At 64.5% G+C, this 18,367-nt stretch carries 15 protein-coding genes; 1 reads left to right on the forward strand and 14 read right to left on the reverse strand.

Translation table 11 applies throughout. The annotated features are described in order from the left end of the window. Position 1 precedes the first annotated feature (1 nt). The 4 genes from FFS18_RS13830 to pepN form a co-directional block, all read right to left on the reverse strand. Positions 2 to 589, reverse strand: a complete 588-nt coding sequence (locus FFS18_RS13830) for a hypothetical protein (RefSeq protein WP_137871281.1) — start codon at positions 587 to 589, stop codon at positions 2 to 4. Then, positions 579 to 1,205 (reverse strand): glutathione S-transferase family protein, encoded by a 627-nt coding sequence (locus FFS18_RS13835; protein ID WP_137871282.1) that lies wholly within the window; start codon positions 1,203 to 1,205, stop codon positions 579 to 581. Before FFS18_RS13835 ends, FFS18_RS13830 begins: the two co-directional genes overlap by 11 nt. An 18-nt stretch (positions 1,206 to 1,223) precedes the next feature. Further along, a complete protein-coding gene (gene speB, locus FFS18_RS13840; RefSeq protein ID WP_137871283.1) occupies positions 1,224 to 2,039 on the reverse strand; it encodes an agmatinase in 816 nt (271 codons plus the stop codon). A gap of 561 nt (positions 2,040 to 2,600) precedes the next feature. Then, a complete protein-coding gene (pepN, locus tag FFS18_RS13845) occupies positions 2,601 to 5,198 on the reverse strand; it encodes an aminopeptidase N (protein WP_137871284.1) in 2,598 nt (865 codons plus the stop codon). Positions 5,199 to 5,244: 46 nt separating this feature from the next. On the opposite strand from pepN, the gene FFS18_RS13850 reads away from it, so the two are divergent. Then, entirely contained in the window at positions 5,245 to 6,036 is a 792-nt protein-coding gene (locus tag FFS18_RS13850; protein ID WP_137871285.1) for a Rossmann-fold NAD(P)-binding domain-containing protein, read from the forward strand. A gap of 93 nt (positions 6,037 to 6,129) precedes the next feature. On the opposite strand, the gene FFS18_RS13855 is transcribed toward FFS18_RS13850, so the two are convergent. The 10 genes from FFS18_RS13855 to FFS18_RS13900 all read right to left on the reverse strand — a co-directional run bounded on the left by FFS18_RS13855 (position 6,130) and on the right by FFS18_RS13900 (position 18,257). Next, complete coding sequence (locus FFS18_RS13855) at positions 6,130 to 7,329, reverse strand: DUF445 domain-containing protein (protein ID WP_249340409.1); 1,200 nt, start codon at positions 7,327 to 7,329, stop codon at positions 6,130 to 6,132. 156 nt (positions 7,330 to 7,485) lie between these two features. After that, entirely contained in the window at positions 7,486 to 10,902 is a 3,417-nt protein-coding gene (locus FFS18_RS13860; protein WP_137871286.1) for an efflux RND transporter permease subunit, read from the reverse strand. A 44-nt stretch (positions 10,903 to 10,946) separates the two neighbouring features. After that, the gene (locus tag FFS18_RS13865; RefSeq protein WP_137871297.1) at positions 10,947 to 12,131 is read right to left on the reverse strand and encodes an efflux RND transporter periplasmic adaptor subunit; all 1,185 of its coding nucleotides are present in this window, start codon (positions 12,129 to 12,131) and stop codon (positions 10,947 to 10,949) included. Positions 12,132 to 12,450: 319 nt separating this feature from the next. Then, positions 12,451 to 12,720 (reverse strand): GlsB/YeaQ/YmgE family stress response membrane protein, encoded by a 270-nt coding sequence (locus FFS18_RS13870; RefSeq protein ID WP_120215572.1) that lies wholly within the window; start codon positions 12,718 to 12,720, stop codon positions 12,451 to 12,453. 121 nt (positions 12,721 to 12,841) lie between these two features. After that, positions 12,842 to 13,105 (reverse strand): GlsB/YeaQ/YmgE family stress response membrane protein, encoded by a 264-nt coding sequence (locus FFS18_RS13875; protein ID WP_137871287.1) that lies wholly within the window; start codon positions 13,103 to 13,105, stop codon positions 12,842 to 12,844. 947 nt (positions 13,106 to 14,052) lie between these two features. Beyond that, positions 14,053 to 15,042, reverse strand: a complete 990-nt coding sequence (nadA, locus tag FFS18_RS13880) for a quinolinate synthase NadA (RefSeq protein WP_137871288.1) — start codon at positions 15,040 to 15,042, stop codon at positions 14,053 to 14,055. 70 nt (positions 15,043 to 15,112) lie between these two features. Continuing rightward, positions 15,113 to 15,826: an adenylate cyclase gene (locus FFS18_RS13885; protein ID WP_137871289.1), complete on the reverse strand. Its 714-nt coding sequence runs from the start codon at positions 15,824 to 15,826 to the stop codon at positions 15,113 to 15,115. A 67-nt stretch (positions 15,827 to 15,893) separates the two neighbouring features. Beyond that, a complete protein-coding gene (locus tag FFS18_RS13890; RefSeq protein WP_137871290.1) occupies positions 15,894 to 16,541 on the reverse strand; it encodes a DUF4230 domain-containing protein in 648 nt (215 codons plus the stop codon). Beyond that, the gene (locus FFS18_RS13895) at positions 16,538 to 17,362 is read right to left on the reverse strand and encodes a hypothetical protein (RefSeq protein ID WP_137871291.1); all 825 of its coding nucleotides are present in this window, start codon (positions 17,360 to 17,362) and stop codon (positions 16,538 to 16,540) included. Before FFS18_RS13895 ends, FFS18_RS13890 begins: the two co-directional genes overlap by 4 nt. Further along, complete coding sequence (locus FFS18_RS13900) at positions 17,340 to 18,257, reverse strand: MBL fold metallo-hydrolase (RefSeq protein ID WP_137871292.1); 918 nt, start codon at positions 18,255 to 18,257, stop codon at positions 17,340 to 17,342. The genes FFS18_RS13895 and FFS18_RS13900 overlap by 23 nt, the downstream gene beginning before the upstream one ends. Positions 18,258 to 18,367 lie beyond the last annotated feature (110 nt).

Raw genomic sequence — 18,367 nt, forward strand, 5'->3', positions numbered from 1 at the left:
ATCAGAAGTTTGTCGCGATACCCTTGCCCAAATAACAGGGCAGCTGGCGCAGCACGTCGGCCTTTGGCACGCCGTCCTCGATCAGGTCGGGCGGCACCTCCGACGTGTCGGTGCGCACGACGCTCCATTCGGCGCCCGTTTCGGTGCGGTGGACGACGACATAGCCGCAATCCATCGTCCGGTCGGACCGATCGCCGCGAAAATCGAACGCGGCGTACAGCCCCGGCGGCTGGCCCGCGGGGTCGGCGTACCAGCTGACACGCAGCACGCGAAGCGTGCCATCGGCCCACAGCACCGGCCGCTTGCGAAGGTTCATTTCCCATTCGAGCCGCGGGTTCGCCGCCTGGAACGACAGGCGCAGCATGGCATAGGCGCTGGCATAATCGCGCTTCGCCAGCGCCATGGTGTATGCGGCGAAGCGGCCCATCGCCGCGCTTTCGTCGGCCGCCGCCACAGCAAACGCCGCGCCGTCGGCCGTCGTCGCGACCCGCTCGACCTCGGGCCCGAGCGGCGGCACCTGCGCCGCCGCTGCGCTGCCGAGCAGCGCCAGCGCGGCGAGCGGCAGGCAGCGGCGCCGGTCAATAACCATAATAGGCGCCGCCCTTTTCGCGCGCGCGCTGCCAGGCGGGACGCGCGTGACAGGCGTTCACGAACGCCGCGAGCTTGGGATAGCGCGGCGCCATGCCCTGCATGATCGCGATTTCCGCGGGAAAGCTCAGCATGATGTCGGCGGCGGACAAGCTGTCGCCGATGAAGTGGCCGCTGTCGCCGACGCGGCTTTCCATATGGGAAAAATGCGCGTCGAGCTGCTGGTTGATCCGCGGTTCGAGTGGCGCCGCCGCCTCGCCGAGCCGCGCGGTATAGATGCGCAGCAGGATCGGGGTCATCGCCGACCCTTCGGCAAAATGCAGCCATTCAAGGTGGCTGACATGGTCGTCGGTGCCGCGTTCGGGGACCAGATGGCCGCCGCCGTGGCGCTCGCACAAATATTCGGTGATCGCGCCCGATTCAATAACGACGCGGTCGCCATCGGAGATCACCGGCGACTTGCCGAGCGGATGCACTGCGACCAGCTCGGGCGGCGCCAGATTGGTGGTCGCGTCGCGGTCATAATATTTGATTTCGTACGGCGCGCCGATTTCCTCGAGCAGCCACAATATGCGCTGCGAGCGGCTGTTGTTCAGATGGTGGACGATCAGGGTCATATTTCTCTCCTCAAAGGGTCAAATTTTGTAGCTTCCATTGCGGTCGATCAGCGCCGCGAGCTCGCGAACCAGCTTGGCGCCGAGGATCGCGGTCACATTGCCGACGTCTCGGCCCGGATGATGCTCGACGACGTCGGCGCCGACGATCGGCGCGGTCTGCTTGTGCAGCACCGCCAGCACTTCGCGCACCGTCAACCCGCCGGGCTCGGGATGCGCAACCCCGGGCGCCGCCGACGGGTCGATGCCGTCGAGGTCGATCGAGATATAGAGCGGGCCGTCGAGGACCGGAACGCGGTCGGGCGAAAAGTCCGCCATCGGAATGATCTCGACCCCGAAGCGCGCCGCCTGTTCGCGGCAATGGGTGTTGAGGGTGCGGATGCCGACCTGCACCAGCCGCGCCGCATGCCCCGCTTCGCAGATGCGCGCGAAGGGCGAGGCATGGCTGCGCGGATTACCCGCGAAATCATCGTAGAGATCGGGGTGCGCGTCGAAATGCAGGATGGTAACTGGTCCAAAACAGGTCGCCGCCGCTTCGACGAGCGGAAAGGTTACCGCATGGTCGCCGCCGAGCGCCAGCGGCACCTCGCCATCCTCGTGCAGCATCACGACATGGCGGCGGATCGCGGCATCGTCCTGCGCGGTGTTCTCGGTCAGCGGCAGGTCGCCGTCGTCGGTGAAGGCGATGTCGGTACCGATCTCCGGTCCGAGTTCGCTGGCCATATTGCCGCGATCACTGAACAGCGCCGCCCGGATCGCCGCGGGACCGGCAGCGGCGCCGCGCTCGAAGCTGCTGTTGATATCGGTGGGCAGGCCAAAGAGGCGGATCGCAGGCATGGCTCGCTTGTAACTGCTGGTCGAGCGCGCGCAAGGCGCGGCAGCGAGGATTGCGCTGGAGAGACAGGAGGCGCGGCGTCGAGGAGAATCGCGCCCGGTGGGCAGCCGCCCGTCCTACCTCCATTTGCATCGAGCGAAATCGTGAGACCCGGCAGAACCCAGCATGTCCGATGGGTGTCTCGACTTCGCTCGACACGAACGGAAATGGAAGTGTCAGCCAACGACCGGAGGCAGGCCTCATTACATCCTCATCCCGGACTTGATCCGGGATCCATCTCAGCGTTGAAGTTATGGATCCCGGATCAAGTCCGGGATGACGAAAACAGCAGATGGCAGCTAACGACCGGAAGTGGACGTACATCATTTTCTCTGTCCCCTTGTGGGAGAGATACGAAGGCTTGGCAGCTTTGCTGCCTAGCCGCAGTTGAGAGAGGGGTTTGCGCGTGCTGGCGTCCGCCCCCTCACCAAGCTTCGCTAGCTCCTGACGGAGCAAGCTGCGCTATCCTCTCCCACAAGGGGAGAGGAGCTTGTGGCAGCTCGCCACTCCGAAGCATCCCTCGCCTACCCCAGCAAACTCTTGCTCGCCTGCTCGGTCACGTCGCGCGACAGGCCCGGCTGCGCCAGGATTCTTTCCAGCTCGCTCCGCATCACCGCCGCGCGCGCTTCGTCGAAGCGTTTCCAGCGGCCGAGCGGCGGGATCATCCGCGCCGCGGTTTGCGGGTTCTTGGGATCGAGCGCGATGACGAGGTCGGCGATCAGACGATAGCCCGCGCCGTCGGCCTGATGGAACGCCGCCTGATTGCCCGACAGCGCGCCATAGAGCGAGCGCACGCGGTTGGGGTTGGCGAGCGTGAAGTCGGGATGCTGCGCCAGTTCCTTCACCGCATCGACCGTATCGGGGCGCAGCGACCACGCCTGCACCTGGAACCATTTGTCGAGCACCAGCGGATTGTCGCGGTAGCGTTGATAGAAAATATCCAGCGCCGCCACGCGTTCGTCGCTGTCGCCATGCGCCAGCGTTGCGAGTGCCGCCTGCCGTTCAGTCATCCCGTCGGCGGCGGAGAAAATCCGGAACGCCAGCTCAGGCACATCGTCCAGCCCGGTGGCCGCGAGATAGACGAGCGCGACGCCGCGCAAGCGGCGACCGCCCTTCGCGGCGCGCGACAGGTCGGTCGCGAGCGGCGCGGCCCCGCTCAGGATCGCGCGCCATTCGCTCTCCAGCGCTACGCCGATCGCCGCTTGCAGCGCCAGCCGTTCGCGGCGGATCGCGTCGGGATCGACAGTCACCATCTGGTCGCCGATAAAGGCTTCGCTGGGCAGCAGAACCGCTTCGGCGACGAAGGCGGGATCGGCCTGACGCCCGGCCAGCGTCCCGGCCACCGCATCGATCACCGCGTCATGATCGAGCGCCCCGCCCGACACCGCGGCAACCAACGTGTCGAGCATCAGCTGCTGCAACGCCTCGTACCGCGCGAATGGATCATCATCATTCGCGGCGAGCCACGCGAGTTCGCCATCTGCGCGCGCGAAATCGACGATCACCGGCGCCGAAAAACCGCGATTGAGCGACAGCATAGGGCGGCTGTCCCCAGCGCCCAGCGGAACTGCCAAGTCGGCGCGGTCGAGCAGCACCAGCTGCTCGGCCGCCGCGTCTCCGCCGTGGCGGTCAAACGCCTTGATCCGTAGCGGGATGACCATCGGCTGCTTGTCGGACTGGCCCGGCGTCGCCGGCACAGTCTGCGCGAGGTGCAGAATCTGCTCCCCCGTCGCCGCATCAGTGTCGATCCGCGCAGTGACCCGCGGCGTCCCCGCCTGGCTGTACCACAGGCGGAACTGGGTCAGGTCAATCCCGGCGCCGTCCTCGGTCGCGCGGACAAAATCTTCGCAGGTTGCCGCCTCGCCGTCGTGGCGATCGAAATAGAGGTCGGTGCCTTTGCGAAACCGCTCCGCGCCGACCATCGTCGCCATCATGCGGATGATTTCGGCGCCTTTGTTATAGACGGTCGCGGTGTAGAAGTTGCTGATTTCCTGAAAGCTGTCGGGGCGGATCGGATGCGCCAGCGGCCCGGCGTCCTCCGGGAATTGCGCGGCGCGGAGCAGACGGACATCCTCAATCCGCTTGACCGCGGGCGACCCCATGTCGGCCGAGAAACATTGGTCGCGATAGACGGTGAAGCCCTCTTTCAGCGACAGCTGGAACCAGTCGCGGCAGGTGACGCGATTGCCCGACCAATTGTGGAAATATTCATGCGCGACGACGCCCTCGACCCCGTCATAATCGACGTCGGTCGCGGTGTCGGGGTCGGCGAGGATGTAGCGGGTGTTGAAGACGTTGAGTCCCTTGTTCTCCATCGCCCCCATGTTGAAATCGCTGACCGCAACGATGTTGAACAGGTCGAGGTCATATTCGCGGCCATAGACGCGCTCGTCCCACGCCATGCTGTCCTTGAGCGCCTGCATCGCGTGGCCGGTGCGATCGAGGTCGCCGTCGCGGACCCAGATGCCGAGCTCAACCTTGCGCCCCGACATCGTCGTGAAGCTGTCGCGGTTGACCACCAGGTCGCCCGCGACGAGCGCAAACAGATAGCTCGGCTTCGGCCACGGATCTTCCCACAGCGCCCAATGATTGCCGCCCGCGCCGTCGCCCTTGGCGATGCAATTGCCGTTCGACAGCAGGATCGGGAACGCGGCCTTGTCGCCCTCCATCCGCACCTTGTACCGGCTGAGCACATCGGGACGGTCGGGGTGAAAGGTGATGCGGCGGAACCCCTCGGCCTCGCACTGGGTGCAGAGCATCCCGTTCGACGCATAGAGCCCCATCAGCTGGGTGTTCGCCGCGGGGTGGATGAGCGTATCGATCTCGACCGTCGCCGTGGTCCGCTCACCCAGGTCGACGATCAGGTCGCTGCCGTCCATCCGCCAGTCGTTCCAGCCCTCGCCATCGACGCGCACCGCCGCCGGCGTCAGCCCGTCGCCGCGCAGCACGAGCGGCACCGGCGCATCGGCCTGGCGCACCACCGACAGCGCCGCCGCGACGCGCGTCGCCTCGACAGCCAGCGCGAAATCGAGCGCGACGTCGGGCACCTGCCATTCGGGCGGGCGATAATCGCCGCGGTGGATGGTGACGGGAAGGACGGGAGTGGAAGAGGCGTCGGTCATGTTTCGGGTCTAGGCGCGGGGCGCGGGCCGCGCAATAAGGCGGGCGATGGGACAGATGCTGATTTTCGGGTTGGGCTATGCCGCCAGCCACCTTGCCGACCGCCTGCGCGCGCGCGGGTGGGACGTGGCAGGGACGACGCAGGACGGACGCGGCGACAGCATTGCGTTCGGCGATGAGGCACGCGTGCTGGCGGCGTTGCGGTCGGCGACGCATATCCTGTCGTCGGTTCCGCCTGTCGAGGGCGCCGATCCGGTGCTGGCACGCTATGGTGACGCCATCGCGCTCGCCCCGGCGGCATGGGTCGGCTATCTGTCCTCGACCGGAGTCTATGGCGACGCGGGTGGCGCGTGGGTGGACGAGAGCGCGCCGATCAGGGGACGCCGCGCAGACCGCAACGCCGCCGATGCAGCGTGGCAGCGACTGCGCGGTGACGTATCGGTCTTTCGCCTGCCCGGCATCTATGGCCCCGGTCGCTCGATCCTCGATCGCATCCGCGAAGGCCGCGCGCACCGGATCGCCTTGCCCGAGCAGGTGTTCAGCCGGGTGCATGTCGACGACATCGCGGGCGGCGTGATTGCGTCGTTTCGTGGACCGGCGGGGGCCTATAATCTCGCCGATGACGAGCCGTGCCACCAGAACCGGCTGGTCGAATGGGGCTGCGCGATCCTGGGAATGCCGTTGCCGCCGCTGCAAACGCTGGACGAGGCGGGCCTGTCGCCGGCTGCGCGGGCCTTTTACGCCGAGAACCGGCGCGTTGCGAATGGCAAGGCGAAGCGGCTCTTGGGGTGGACGCCGCGTTATCCCAGCTTTCGCGAAGGGGTGGTGAGCTGCTCATAAGAGTCGCCCCCGCGAAGGCGGGGGCCGCTGGCAGCGCATTCCGGCATCGCTGTGTAAACCGAATGCGGCCCCCGCATTCGCGGGGGCGACGGATCAAATCAACACATCCACCGTGTGGATCAACACCCCGACCAGCCCGCCGACCAGCGTGCCGTTGATGCGGATATATTGCAGGTCATCTCCGACCGCATTTTCCAGCCGGTCGGTGATCGTCTTCGCGTCCCAGCCGCGGATCGTGTCGGACACGAGCTTCAGCGCGGTTTCGCCATAGCTATCGACCATGCCGACGACGGCGCGGCGCGCGTAGCGGTTGAGCGTGCACTTGATATGGGCATCCTCGCCCAGCATCGCCCCGAATTGCGTCACCAGTTCGCCGATCCGCCCCGCGAGCATCGTGTCGGGATTGCGCGCCGCCTTGAGCAGTGCGCTGCGTCCCTGTTCCCACAGGCCGTCGAGCCAACGCTTGACCGCCTTATTCTCGAGCAATTCGTCGCGGACCTTGGCGACCTTTGCCTTCACCTCAGGATCGTGCTGCAGGTCGAGCGCCATCTTGGCGAGGCCCTCTTCGACACGAATGCGCAGCGGGTGCGTTTCATCCTCCGCCATCTCGCTCAGCAGCTTTGACAGCCCGGCAACGATGCGATTGGAAATGCTCTCGTCGAGCCCGGTGAAGCGCACGATCGCGTTCGAATTGTCGTGGACCATCTGATGGATCAGATGCTCGTTGAGTTCGAGCGTTTTCGACCCCCATTTGACCATCGCGTCGAGCAGCGGCTGATGCCGCCCCTCGGCCAGCGCCGCCTGCATCGCCTGCCCCAGCAGCGGCGCGACATCGAGTTCGCGCAAGCGATCGGCAATCGCCGATTTGACCATGCCGCCCAGCCGCTGCTGGTCGAGCGCCCCGAGCCCGTCGGCGATGATCCGCGACGCTCCGAGCCGCAGCCGCCCGCCGCCCTCGCCCGGCTGCGACAGGAATTTGCCCACTGCGCCCGCAACGTCGACCGTCTGCATCTTGCGCGCGATCAGGCGCGGCAGCAGGAAGTTGGTGAGCAGGAAGCGGGCGAGCGTGTCGCCGATGCGGTTCTTGTTGCGCGGCACGATCGCCGTGTGAGGAATCGGCAGCCCCATCGGGTGCCGGAACAGCGCGGTCACCGCGAACCAGTCGGCTAGCCCGCCGACCATCGCCGCCTCGGCAAAGGCGCGGACAAACCCGATCGCGGGGTGGACATCCTGATAAAATTTGGCGGTGACAAAGATGATCGCCATCACCACCAACATGCCCGTCGCGACCATCCGGACGTTCAGCCCGCCGGTCGGAACGGCAACGCCCACCCCGGCGGGGTGGGCGCGTCCGGCGGTCGCCGGGGTCGAAGCTTTATCGATCATCCGCTTAAAATGGCGACGCGACGCAAAAGTTGCAACCAAGGCCGCACATTTGCGCGCGTCACGCTATTCGGCAGGCTGCGGTGCCGGTTCCCCATGCGGTTTCGTGTCGTCACCCTTTCGATAGGTGAGCAGATTGCGCGAGAAGAAGCGACCGAGGCGTTTTTCGATACTGTCGGCCAGGCTGAAGCCCGCCGGAACGATCAGCAACGTCAGCACCGTCGACAGGATCAGCCCGCCGATCACCACGACGCCCATCGGCGCGCGCCACGCCCCGTCGCCAGAAAGCGAGATCGCCGTCGGCACCATGCCGGCAACCATCGCGATCGTCGTCATAACGATCGGCTGCGCGCGCTTGCGCCCAGCGTCGAGCAGCGCCGGCACCTTGGCAATGCCGTGGTCCATTTCCTCGATCGCGAAATCGACGAGCAGGATCGAGTTTTTCGCCACGATCCCGAGCAGCATAAGGATGCCGATATAGACCGGCATAGAGATTTCCATGCCTGTGATCCATAGACCGAGCAGTCCCCCCAGCGGCGCAAGCAACAACGACGACATGTTGACGAAGGGCGACAGGAAGCGGCGATAGAGCAGCACCAGCGTCGAGAAAACCAGCGCCAACCCGGCAAGCACGGCGATCACGAAGTTGGTGATCAGCTCCTCCATGAACTTCTGCTGGCCCTGGACGATCTTGCGGATGCCCTGCGGCATATTCTTGACCGACGGCAGCGCGTCGATCTTCGTCTGCGCGTTGCTGTTCACCAGCCCCTTCGCCAAATCCGCACCGATCACGATCCGGCGGGTCTGGTTGTAACGACGGAGTTCGGTCGGCCCGGCGCCGAAGCTGATCTCGGCGACGGCTTTCAGCGGCACGGTGGTTCCGCGCGTCGTCGGCACCGGCAGGTTTTCGAGAGTCGCGAGGCTGCGCCGCGAATCTTCGGACAACAGGACACGGATCGGAATCTGCCGATCGGACAGCGAGAATTTGGCTGCGTTCTGGTCGATGTCACCTAAGGTCGCGATGCGGATCGTCTGGCTGAGCGCGGCTGTCGTAACGCCCAGATCGGCGGCCAGGTCCATGCGCGGATTGACGATGATTTCAGGACGCGGAATGTCGCCCTCGATCCGCGGCGCGCGCAGTTCCTTAAGCCCGCTCATCTCCTTCACGATCTTCAGCGCATGTTTTTCGAGGGCGACCGGATCGTCGCCGCCGATGATGAAGCTGATGTCGCGGCCCGAAAAACCGCCCGACTGGCTCTGGAACGATACGCGCGCGTCGGGAATCGCCGCCATCTTGGGCTGCAGACTCCGCTCCCAGTCGACACTGCTCGTCTCGCGATCCTTTTTCAGTGTGATATAGACACTCCCGCCGCCGACATTGACGTCGTAGAATGCATTTTCAACATTGCGGTCGGCCATCAGTATCCGGTTGACCTGGTTCGAGATATGCTCGCTCTGCCCAAGCGTCGAGCCCGGGGGCAGTTCATAGCTGATCTGGCTGTAATCGCTGTTGATCGTCGGCTGGAATTGGCTGGGCAAGATCATGAACATTACTGCGGTCAAACCGAGGGCCGCCACGCCAATCCCCACGATCCACACGCGGTGATCGAACAGGCGGGCAAAGGCGCGCTGCGCCATGAACTTGGCCCAGCGAGTAAAGGCCCAACCGCGCATACCGACCACATAAGCCAATGCGCCGAGCAGGATCTGCAGCAGACTGCTGATCAGGAACACCGCGACCGCCGTGAACGGTGTTTTCAGAAGGAAGTGTAGCGCAGCATTCGGTTCATCCTGTCCAACCGGCACCGGCGCAAAATATTGCAAGGTCATCATGACCAGCGTCCCGAACGCCAACAGGAGCGGCAAGAGCAGGAATATCAGCCGCGTCGCGGTCGGCTCGAAGCGTGCACGCACCGTCTTATGCTTGCTGTCGTCGAGCGTCCAGCGCAGGAGATTCTCATAGCGATCGACCCACGGTCCCGACGCATGATCCTGTTCACCCTGCGCCGATAGGAAATAGGCCGCGATCATCGGCGTGATCATGCGCGCGACCGCGAGGCTGACGAGTACCGCAAAGACGATCGTCATGCCGAACTGGATGAAGAATTGTCCCGACACGCCGGGCATCAGCGCGACCGGCAGGAACACCGCAACGATCGACATGGTGGTTGCCACGACCGCGAGGCCGATTTCATCTGCGGCGTCGATCGACGCCTGATAGGCGGTCTTGCCCATTCGCATATGCCTGACGATATTTTCGATCTCGACGATCGCGTCGTCGACGAGCACACCGGCGACCAGGCTGAGCGCGAGCAGCGACAGGCCGTTGAGCGAAAAGCCCATCATGTCCATGAACCAAAAGGTCGGGATCGCCGACAACGGGATCGCCAGCGCGCTAATCAGCGTAGCGCGCCAGTCGCGGAGGAACAGGAAAACGACGACGACCGCAAGGATCGCGCCCTCGATCATCGCGAGCATCGAGCTGCGATATTGCTCCTTGGTATATTCGGTGCGGGTGAAGAGGATCTTGAAGTTGACCTTCGGGTTGTTCTTCTTGATCTCGGCAAGCTTCTTAATCGCCTCGTCATGGACGGTGACGTCGGACGAACCCTTGGCCTTTTCGATCGAGAAGGACAGCACCTGTCGTCCCGCGATCTTGGCAATATTGCGCTGTTCCGCATAGCCGTCGCTGACCGTCGCGACATCGCTGAGCCGGATGGTACGACCATTGCCCAGCGACAGCTGATAATTGCCCAACTGATTGGCGGTTCCGGCATTGCCGAGGACGCGCACTGCCTGTTCGGACCCGGCGATCTCTGTACGCCCGCCCGCAGCATTGACGTTGACCTGGCGTAGCTGCTGGTTGATCTGGCTGGCCGTCACACCATAGCTTTGCATGCGCGCGGGATCGAGGATGACGCGGATTTCGCGATCGACGCCGCCGGAACGACTTACGCGCGACATGCCGGGGATCGACAGCAGATCCTTGGCCACCGTGTTATCGACGAACCACGACAGCTGTTCCAGCGTCATGTCGGTCGCTTCCACTGCGAAATAGGTGATCGGCCCACCCGCAAAATCGACGCGCATGACCTGCGGTTCCAGGATCCCATCAGGCAGGTCGCTGCGGATCTGCTGGACCGCCTGATTGACGTCGTTATACGCGCGGTCGATCGGGGTACCGATGGCGAACTGCACCATCGTGCGGCTGCTGCCTTCGCCGACATAGGACGACATGTCTTCGACGCCGCTCACCGCGCGAACTGCAGCTTCGACGCGCTGCGTCACCTGCGTCTCAAGTTCCGTGGGCGCCGCGCCCGGCTGGGCGACGATGATCTGCACCGCCGGGAATTCGACGTCCGGATTGTCGTTGACGTCCATACGGTTGAAGCTGACGACGCCCGCCAGCAGCAGCAGCACAAACATGACGATGGGCGGCACCGGATTGCGGATGCACCAGGCGGAGATGTTACGGAAGCTCATGATTCAAACGCCCTTGTGCGCATGCCCAGCGATGGACAGGCCGATCAGTTCGACGATTTCTGGAGAACCGGCTTCACCTTGTCTCCGACGTTCAGGAACGCGCCAGCCAGCACGATCACGCGCTCGTTGCCGGTCAGCCCCGATGCGATGGCGACGCCAGCATCGGACACCGACCCGACCTTGACCGCGCGGCGTTCGACCTTGTTGTCCTTGCCGACGACCAGCACAAAGCTGCCCTCGGCACTGCTCTGCACGGCGCTTTCGGGCAGCAGCGGCGCTTCGCCCGAGCCGGCAATAAGTTGGGCATCGGCAAAGCCGCCGGGACGCAGTTCGGCGCTGTAGGGGATCGCGATCCGCACCATGCCCTGGCGGGTCTGCGGATCGATGACCGGCGATTTCTGCCACACCTGTCCGGCGATGCCCTGCACGGCGCCCACCGGCGTCACGGTGGCGCGCGTCCCGACGGGAATCCGCGCCAGATCGGCCTCGGCAAGCTGTGCCATCATTTCCATCTCGCCGCCGCGCGCCATGCGGAACAGGACACCGCTGCCCGAACTGACGATCTGGCCGGGTTCGACCTGCCGCGTCAGCACCAGACCGGCGGCGGGCGCAACGATGTTGAGGCGGCCGTTGCGCGCCTGCGATTCCGCATATTGCGCCTGCGCGACGCGGACGCGCGCATTGGCGGCGTCACGGGTGGCGCGCTTGCGATCAATATCCGCCTTGGAAATAAAGCCGCGCGACACCAGCGCGTCGGCGCGGGTCAATTCGGCCTGCGCCAGGTCGGCGTCGGCCTGCGCGACGCGGATCGACGCCGCCAAGCTGGCGGCCTGCTGCGCCTGAACCGACCGGTCGATGATCGCGAGCGGTTGCCCGGCGCCGACCCACTGGCCGGGTTCGACCAGCACGCGCACGACCTGACCGCCTTCGCCGGCGACGCCGACCGGCATTTCGCGGCGCGCCGCGATCGTGCCGTTGGCCGAGATCATGGCCTGTACGGACTGACGGCCGGGGATCACCACGGTGACGTTAGGAATACTGGCCTCGCCCGGGGTGCCAGGAGCGGCACCGCCAGCGCCCGCGGCGCCTTCCTTGCTGGAGCTGAATGCGTACCATGCGGCGGCCAGCGCGAGTGCGATCAGCACCACTGCGATGATCAGCCGCGTCCGCTTGCGGCGGCTTTCCGCCTTGTCATAATAGCTCTGGGTCGAACCCGCGAGGCTGTCCATCACATCCACTTTCCGCTCGTAGTTCACGCCATATTCCTCCCTGCCTGTGGCGGCATCCGATGCGGCAAGCGCGACTGCGCTTCGCCCCCTCAGGCCCGCACGACAGGACCGAAATCCCGCACGAGGTGTATTACCTAATTAAATCACCGCTTGCAAGAGGCCAAAACTCGTCCCCCCGCCCGCGCGCCGGGGCGCGGTCCATAAGCCGATATTGTTGCGATTTCCAGTGGTTGCAGACATGAAAAAGGGCGGCGCGCCTGACGGCGGGCCACCCTTTGATCCGGTCGGTCGCGAACGACCGATGCCGGTTATAGTCGATTCAGCGAACGCGACCGCGGCGCACCAGATTGACGACGGCGAGCAGCACGACGGCACCGATAAATGCGGTCAGCAGCGTCATTGGATCAAACGCATTGCCGCGCAGGTGCCCGCCACCCAGGAACTGGCCGAACAGGAACCGCCCGAGGATCGAGCCGACGCAGCCGACGATGATGTTGAGGAAGATACCCTGCTGCGCATCGGTGCGCATCACAATGCTGGCCAGCCAGCCGATAACACCGCCCATGATGATTGCGATAATGAAATCCATGATATTGACCCCCTACGATCATTGGTGTCGCCCGCCTTGGCAGGCATGGCATTGTTAACCCAGTTATTTGAAAGCGCCTAGCGGAATAGCGGCGGCGCCAAGTGCACCGCCGCGACCCCGGTTAACGGACGCTGCCGCGGCGGACCAGATTGATGATGCCGAGCAAAACGACGGCGCCGATAAACGCCCACAGCAGCCCGACCGGGCTGAAGGTATCGAGGCTGGCGCCCATGCCGAAAAAGCTGCCGAGGAAATTGCCGAGGAACGCGCCGACAATGCCGACGACGACGTTCAGGATAATGCCCTGCTGCGCGTCGGTGCGCATGACGATGCTCGCCAGCCAGCCGATGATTCCGCCGACGATCAAAGTGATGATCAAGCCCATGATTTTTCCCTTCCTGAACCGCCGGGCAAACGCAGATACCCGGCCCATTTATGAACGTCCGGTCGCGCCCAGACATCGTTTCAACGATGCCGACACAATGCGGAAAGGAAGCGAAAGGTTCCCGGCCGGTCCCGAAGGACGCAGCCGGGAAAGTGGGATCAGTTCCAGATCAAGAACTGCTCCGGGTCGCAACGACGGCTCTAAGCAGCCGCGTTTGACGACGATGTGACGAAGGTCACACGGACAAAAATAAATATGATGGCGTGCCAGAGAACGGCAAAGACGGCGCACGCGCCGCGCGCCGCGCACAAACGAAATGGGGGCCGACATCGCTGCCAACCCCCACTATCCGGTCCTGCTCCGCGTCTCGCCACCCCGCCTTCATCCCGGTCCGCTTCTCTTGCGATCAGCAGCCCGCAAAACGATGCGTTGCGGCGCACGCCGGAACAATCCGGCGACGGTTTGGTCGGCCCCCTTTCGGGGGCCGGCCGCACCTGGAAAGCCCTTCATCATCTTTTCCTGCGTCCGCCGAAGCGATCGCTGTCCAAGCGATGGACTGCATTTCCTGTACCTGGTCGGGTTCGCATCAACTCGTGGGAATCGCTACGTTCCGTGACCAAGCTATCGGTCGATTTCCTCGTAAGTCCGGTCCGTTCTCTTCTGGCTAGTCTTGCAACTACCCTTGATGTCCCGGCGGTCTTTCGTCTCCGTCATCCGATGATTTGAAGCTGACATGAAGCGTTCGGGGCGCCAACAGAAAAACGCGCAAATACCCCCTATGCGCATCGCCCGCTGTGGATAAGTCCGGCATTAGCAACAAGCGGATTCGGTGCAGCATTTTTGTAACAAGGGTGCAGCATTTTCGGATGCGGTTTTGCGACTTGTCAAGAAGGAATCCGCCGCGCGACTCACGATCGGCGAGTCGAAAATCCGACTCGCTACGTCAATCACGCCCGGCCCAGATCGCCCTTGCCCACCGTCCCCGACGCCATCTCCAGCATCCGGTCGAGACTCTTGCGCGCGGCGAGGCGGAGGCCTTCCTCCATCTCGATCTGCGGTTTCAGGTCGCGCAGCGCGAGGTAGAGTTTCTCCATCGTGTTGAGCGCCATATACGGACAGATGTTACAGTTGCAGTTGCCGTCGGCGCCCGGCGCGCCGATGAAATTCTTCTCGGGCAGCGCGAGTTCCATCTGGTGGATGATGTGCGGCTCGGTCGCGACGATCAGCGTATCGCCGGGGAAGCTCTTGGCGAATTGCAGGATGCCGCTGGTCGATCCAACATAGTCGGCATGATCGACGATATGCGGCGGGCATTCGGGATGCGCCGCGACCGGGGCGCCGGGGTGCTGCGCCTTAAGTTTCAGCAGTTCGGTCTCGCTGAACGCTTCATGGACGATGCACACGCCCGGCCACAGCAGCATCTCGCGCCCAAACTTGCGGTTGAGATAGCCGCCGAGGTGGCGGTCGGGGCCAAAGATGATCGGCTGGCTTTCGGGAATCTGGCTGATGATCGTCTCGGCGCTCGACGAGGTGACGATGATGTCGGAGAGCGCTTTCACCGCCGCCGAACAGTTGATGTACGTCAGCGCGATATGGTCGGGATGCTTCTCGCGGAAGCGTTTAAACTGTTCGGGCGGGCAGCTGTCCTCGAGCGAACAACCCGCGTCCATGTCGGGCAGGATCACGATCTTTTCAGGGCTCAGAATTTTCGCGGTCTCGGCCATGAATTTGACGCCGCAGAAGGCGATCACATCGGCGTCGGTGTCGGCGGCCTTGCGCGACAGCTCCAGCGAATCGCCGACGAAATCGGCAAGGTCCTGAATCTCGGGCTTCTGGTAATAATGCGCCAAAATCACGGCGTTGCGTTCTTTGCGCAGCCGCTCGATTTCAGCGCGCAGGTCGAGGCCCGAGAGATTCTCGCGGATGGGAGCAGTCATCGCTTTTCCTTATCTGGCTTTTGCCTTGGCCACCCCCCTACACCGCGACCCCGGACAGGGCAACGCGGCGTCAGCCGCCAACCAGTCGGTCCGCGAGCGCGATGACGGGGGGCGTCAACGCCAGCAGATAGATGGCGACGCGCACCGCGATGACAATTGCCGCAATCGCTTTTGTTGCGGGATGGACGGCGCCGAGCGTGCGGCGGTCGTATAGCGCGATAATGCCGACGACGCCGAGCTGGAACAGGCCGATCGGGATGTCGGACCAGCCGATCATCAGGGGCATCGGCAACAACCGGCCCAGCGCGGGTTCGAGGATGACGATCGTCGCGCCGATCATCAGCCGGCGATGCCAGTCGGTCCGGTTCCGCCTTCGCACCGCCGCCCACACCATCAAACCGAACACCAGCGATTCGATGGCCGTCAGGGTGAGGAAATAGGGCGGCGAGAAAAAGGGTGGGAAGCGGCCAAGCACCAGCGACGCCATCCCGGTAAAGACCCCCAGCGCGGTGATCGCAATCGCCAGCGCCGCACCGGCCCACCCGAGCCGCCGGTGGAGTGCCAGATTCTGCCGCACGACCAGGGTCGGCTGGACAACGAGAAGCGCGAGCCAGCCAAGCATCAGCACGCCGTGCACATGAACCCAGAAGGGCGCCGCGACCGGATCGACAAACCCGCGCAGCGCGAACTGCGCAAAGCAAAGGATGATGAACGCCGCGAGGCCGATCGCCATGCGTTGCCAGAAGCGCTCGGGCCGCGCCGTGCCCGCTGCTGTCGTCGCCATGCCATACCCCCCAGTCGGCCGAAATCTTTGGACAGACTAACGCATGACGAAGGCGCGCGAAAGCCGCCTAGCCAGCAGGGGTATTGGCGAAGCGCGCGGTGACCTTGGCATCAATCCCCGCGGCCTTCAGCGGCATCGCGAAACTCTGCTCGATCGCGGCCCGCGCCGCGCCCTCAGCCAGCCGCATCGGGGTCGGCCCCTTGGCCTGCTTGATCAGCTCATCCTGAGCCGCCTTGCGATTGGCGGCGTCGAGCGCCGCCTCGGCGTCGGTCAGCGTCAAAAGGATCGTCCCGTCACGAAACTCGCTGATCGCGTCGATGTCGATTTCGGGACCGGCGAGGCGCAGCGGCGGCAGCGTCACCGTAAGCGCATTGCTCGCCGCATCCCAGTCGAGATCCGATTGCTTGAGCTTGCCCAGATCGACCTCGTACCGCACCGTGCCGGGCATGATCAGCGTCTTTTTGGCGCTGAGCCCCATCCGGCTTTGCGTTGACGTCACGACCGCGACATAGCGCGCGGTAAACGGGACAAGGACATTCTGTTCCTGCAAGCCTTGCAGGCTCGCGGCGACGACCGTTTCGGGATCATAGCCCTTTTCCCAATCGCGCCAAGCCGACACCGCCCACCAGACGGCGAGCAGCAGCATGGCCGCGGCGACGAGCAGGATCAAGCGCCCGGTCAAGCGCGGCGGCGGTGCGGATGGAGTCGTGGTCATGGCTCCGTATAGACCGAACAATCGGGCGCGGGGCGATCCATTTCATAACGGCCCGTCGCATTGTTGAACCGCAGCACGCGTTCGTAACTGCACTCGGGGTCCTTCCACTCGGCCAGATCGCTGGGTTTCAGCTTTTGCCCGCTATTGTCCTCGCTCCGCCGCGACGTCTGCGGATAGGCGGTCGCAAAGCTGCGATAGGTCAGGCTTGGCAGTTCGCCGCCATCGTTGGGTCCGGGCTTCAGTACCGCCTTATATTCATATTCGTCGTGGCAGGCATCGAGCCGATCCTTGGCGTCCTGTTCGGAAAAGCAGGCGCGGATCATCAGCGAACTGTCCCATGCGACATCGAGAACCTCGCCGCCGAGCCCGATCGCATGCGGCGCCATACCGAAACGCAGCAGGTGAAGCCGACTGCCCGACCCGCCGCCGCCCGAATACATCGCGCGCTGTTCACCGATCACCCCGACCAGCATTTCCAGCCCCGCACCGCTGCCCGCTTCGTCGCCGCCGCGTACCCACACCGCGTGCGGCCACAGGCGCAGCGCCTGCGGCTCCCCAGCAATGGCAGGCAGCGGCAGGATGGTGTTTTCATCATCGCCCGACCCCGGAAACGAGACGACCAGAACAGCGGGCAGTGCGTCCGCATCCGTCGCATCCGGCAGCGCAAAACATATCTGGCCGTCGGGCAGGCAATGGGTGCCATCGTCTTTCGCGAGCAGTTCGATCAACCGCGAGTTCGGCACAGGCGCCGCGTCGGTCATCGGCTGCGCGACGGCAAGCAGCATCGTCAACAGCATGTCAGGCCAGTTCCCATTCGTCATCGTGTTCGCGCACAACCCCGCGCGCGCGCAGGTCGAAAAGATGCGCCAGCACCGATCGTCCAGCGGCGCCGGTCAGCCGCGGGTCTAGCCCCTTGTACATATGCGCGACCATGGCCGGGATGACCCGGGTGCCCTTTTCCAGCTCGCGCAAAATCTGCCGCTCGCGCTGCTTGCGATGCCCCAGCATGCCGCGGACCAGCTGCCGCGGCTTGGTCACCGCGGGGCCGTGCGCGGGATAATAGATGCGGTCATCGCGGTCATAGAGCTTTGAGAGGCTGGCCATATAGGCCGCCATGTCGCCGTCGGGCGGACTGACGACGCTGGTCGACCACGCCATGACATGATCGCCGGTGAACAACGCGCCGCTTTCAACCAGTGCAAAACACAGGTGGTTCGACGTGTGCCCGGGGGTCGCGACCGCCTCGATCGTCCAGCCGTCGCCAGAAATCCGCTCGCCGTCGGTGAGCACGCGGTCGGGGGCATAATCGGGATCGAAGGCGGAATCGGCGCGCGGGCCGTTGTCCTTGAGCGCCAGCGGCGCGCAGCCAATGATCGGGGCGCCGGTCGCGGCTTTTAGCGGCGCCGCGGCGGGGCTGTGATCGCGGTGGGTGTGGGTGCACAGGATCGCGGCGACGCGCTGCCCGTCCACGGCGCGCAGGATCGCATCGACATGACCGACGCCGTTGATGTCGGCGGGATCGCCGATGCTCATCCCTGATCCGGTCGGGCCGGGATCGATCAGCGCGACATCGCTGCCCGAGCCGACGATCCACGTCTGGGTGCCGGTAAAGGTGTAGGGCGACGGGTTGGGCGCCAGCACGCGGCGCACCAGCGGCTCATGCTGCTCGCAATCGCCGGCGCGGATGCTGTCGGGCCAGGTCTTGTCTTCGCTCATGGGTGTCATGTGGCACTGCCGGGGGCAGAACAAAAGGGGTGGTGGGGATCAATTCAGATAATGGCGGGTGGCGACCGGCGCGGAAATCTCTTCTCCCCTCCCTTCTAGGG

Source organism: Sphingopyxis sp. 2PD, from assembly GCF_005503695.1.
Lineage (GTDB): Bacteria > Pseudomonadota > Alphaproteobacteria > Sphingomonadales > Sphingomonadaceae > Sphingopyxis.

Excerpts from the sequence above, each read along its gene's own strand:
- speB (WP_137871283.1), bottom strand. The coding sequence starts at position 2,039 with ATGCCTGCGATCCGCCTCTTTGGCCTGCCCACCGATATCAACAGCAGC.
- FFS18_RS13850 (WP_137871285.1), top strand. The coding sequence starts at position 5,245 with ATGGGACAGATGCTGATTTTCGGGTTGGGCTATGCCGCCAGCCACCTT.
- FFS18_RS13885 (WP_137871289.1), bottom strand. The coding sequence starts at position 15,826 with ATGGCGACGACAGCAGCGGGCACGGCGCGGCCCGAGCGCTTCTGGCAA.
- FFS18_RS13830 (WP_137871281.1), bottom strand. The coding sequence starts at position 589 with ATGGTTATTGACCGGCGCCGCTGCCTGCCGCTCGCCGCGCTGGCGCTG.
- pepN (WP_137871284.1), bottom strand. The coding sequence starts at position 5,198 with ATGACCGACGCCTCTTCCACTCCCGTCCTTCCCGTCACCATCCACCGC.
- FFS18_RS13835 (WP_137871282.1), bottom strand. The coding sequence starts at position 1,205 with ATGACCCTGATCGTCCACCATCTGAACAACAGCCGCTCGCAGCGCATA.
- FFS18_RS13875 (WP_137871287.1), bottom strand. The coding sequence starts at position 13,105 with ATGGGCTTGATCATCACTTTGATCGTCGGCGGAATCATCGGCTGGCTG.
- FFS18_RS13890 (WP_137871290.1), bottom strand. The coding sequence starts at position 16,541 with ATGACCACGACTCCATCCGCACCGCCGCCGCGCTTGACCGGGCGCTTG.
- FFS18_RS13870 (WP_120215572.1), bottom strand. The coding sequence starts at position 12,720 with ATGGATTTCATTATCGCAATCATCATGGGCGGTGTTATCGGCTGGCTG.
- FFS18_RS13860 (WP_137871286.1), bottom strand. The coding sequence starts at position 10,902 with ATGAGCTTCCGTAACATCTCCGCCTGGTGCATCCGCAATCCGGTGCCG.
- FFS18_RS13865 (WP_137871297.1), bottom strand. The coding sequence starts at position 12,131 with ATGGACAGCCTCGCGGGTTCGACCCAGAGCTATTATGACAAGGCGGAA.
- FFS18_RS13855 (WP_249340409.1), bottom strand. The coding sequence starts at position 7,329 with ATGGTCGCGACGGGCATGTTGGTGGTGATGGCGATCATCTTTGTCACC.
- nadA (WP_137871288.1), bottom strand. The coding sequence starts at position 15,042 with ATGACTGCTCCCATCCGCGAGAATCTCTCGGGCCTCGACCTGCGCGCT.
- FFS18_RS13895 (WP_137871291.1), bottom strand. The coding sequence starts at position 17,362 with ATGACGAATGGGAACTGGCCTGACATGCTGTTGACGATGCTGCTTGCC.
- FFS18_RS13900 (WP_137871292.1), bottom strand. The coding sequence starts at position 18,257 with ATGAGCGAAGACAAGACCTGGCCCGACAGCATCCGCGCCGGCGATTGC.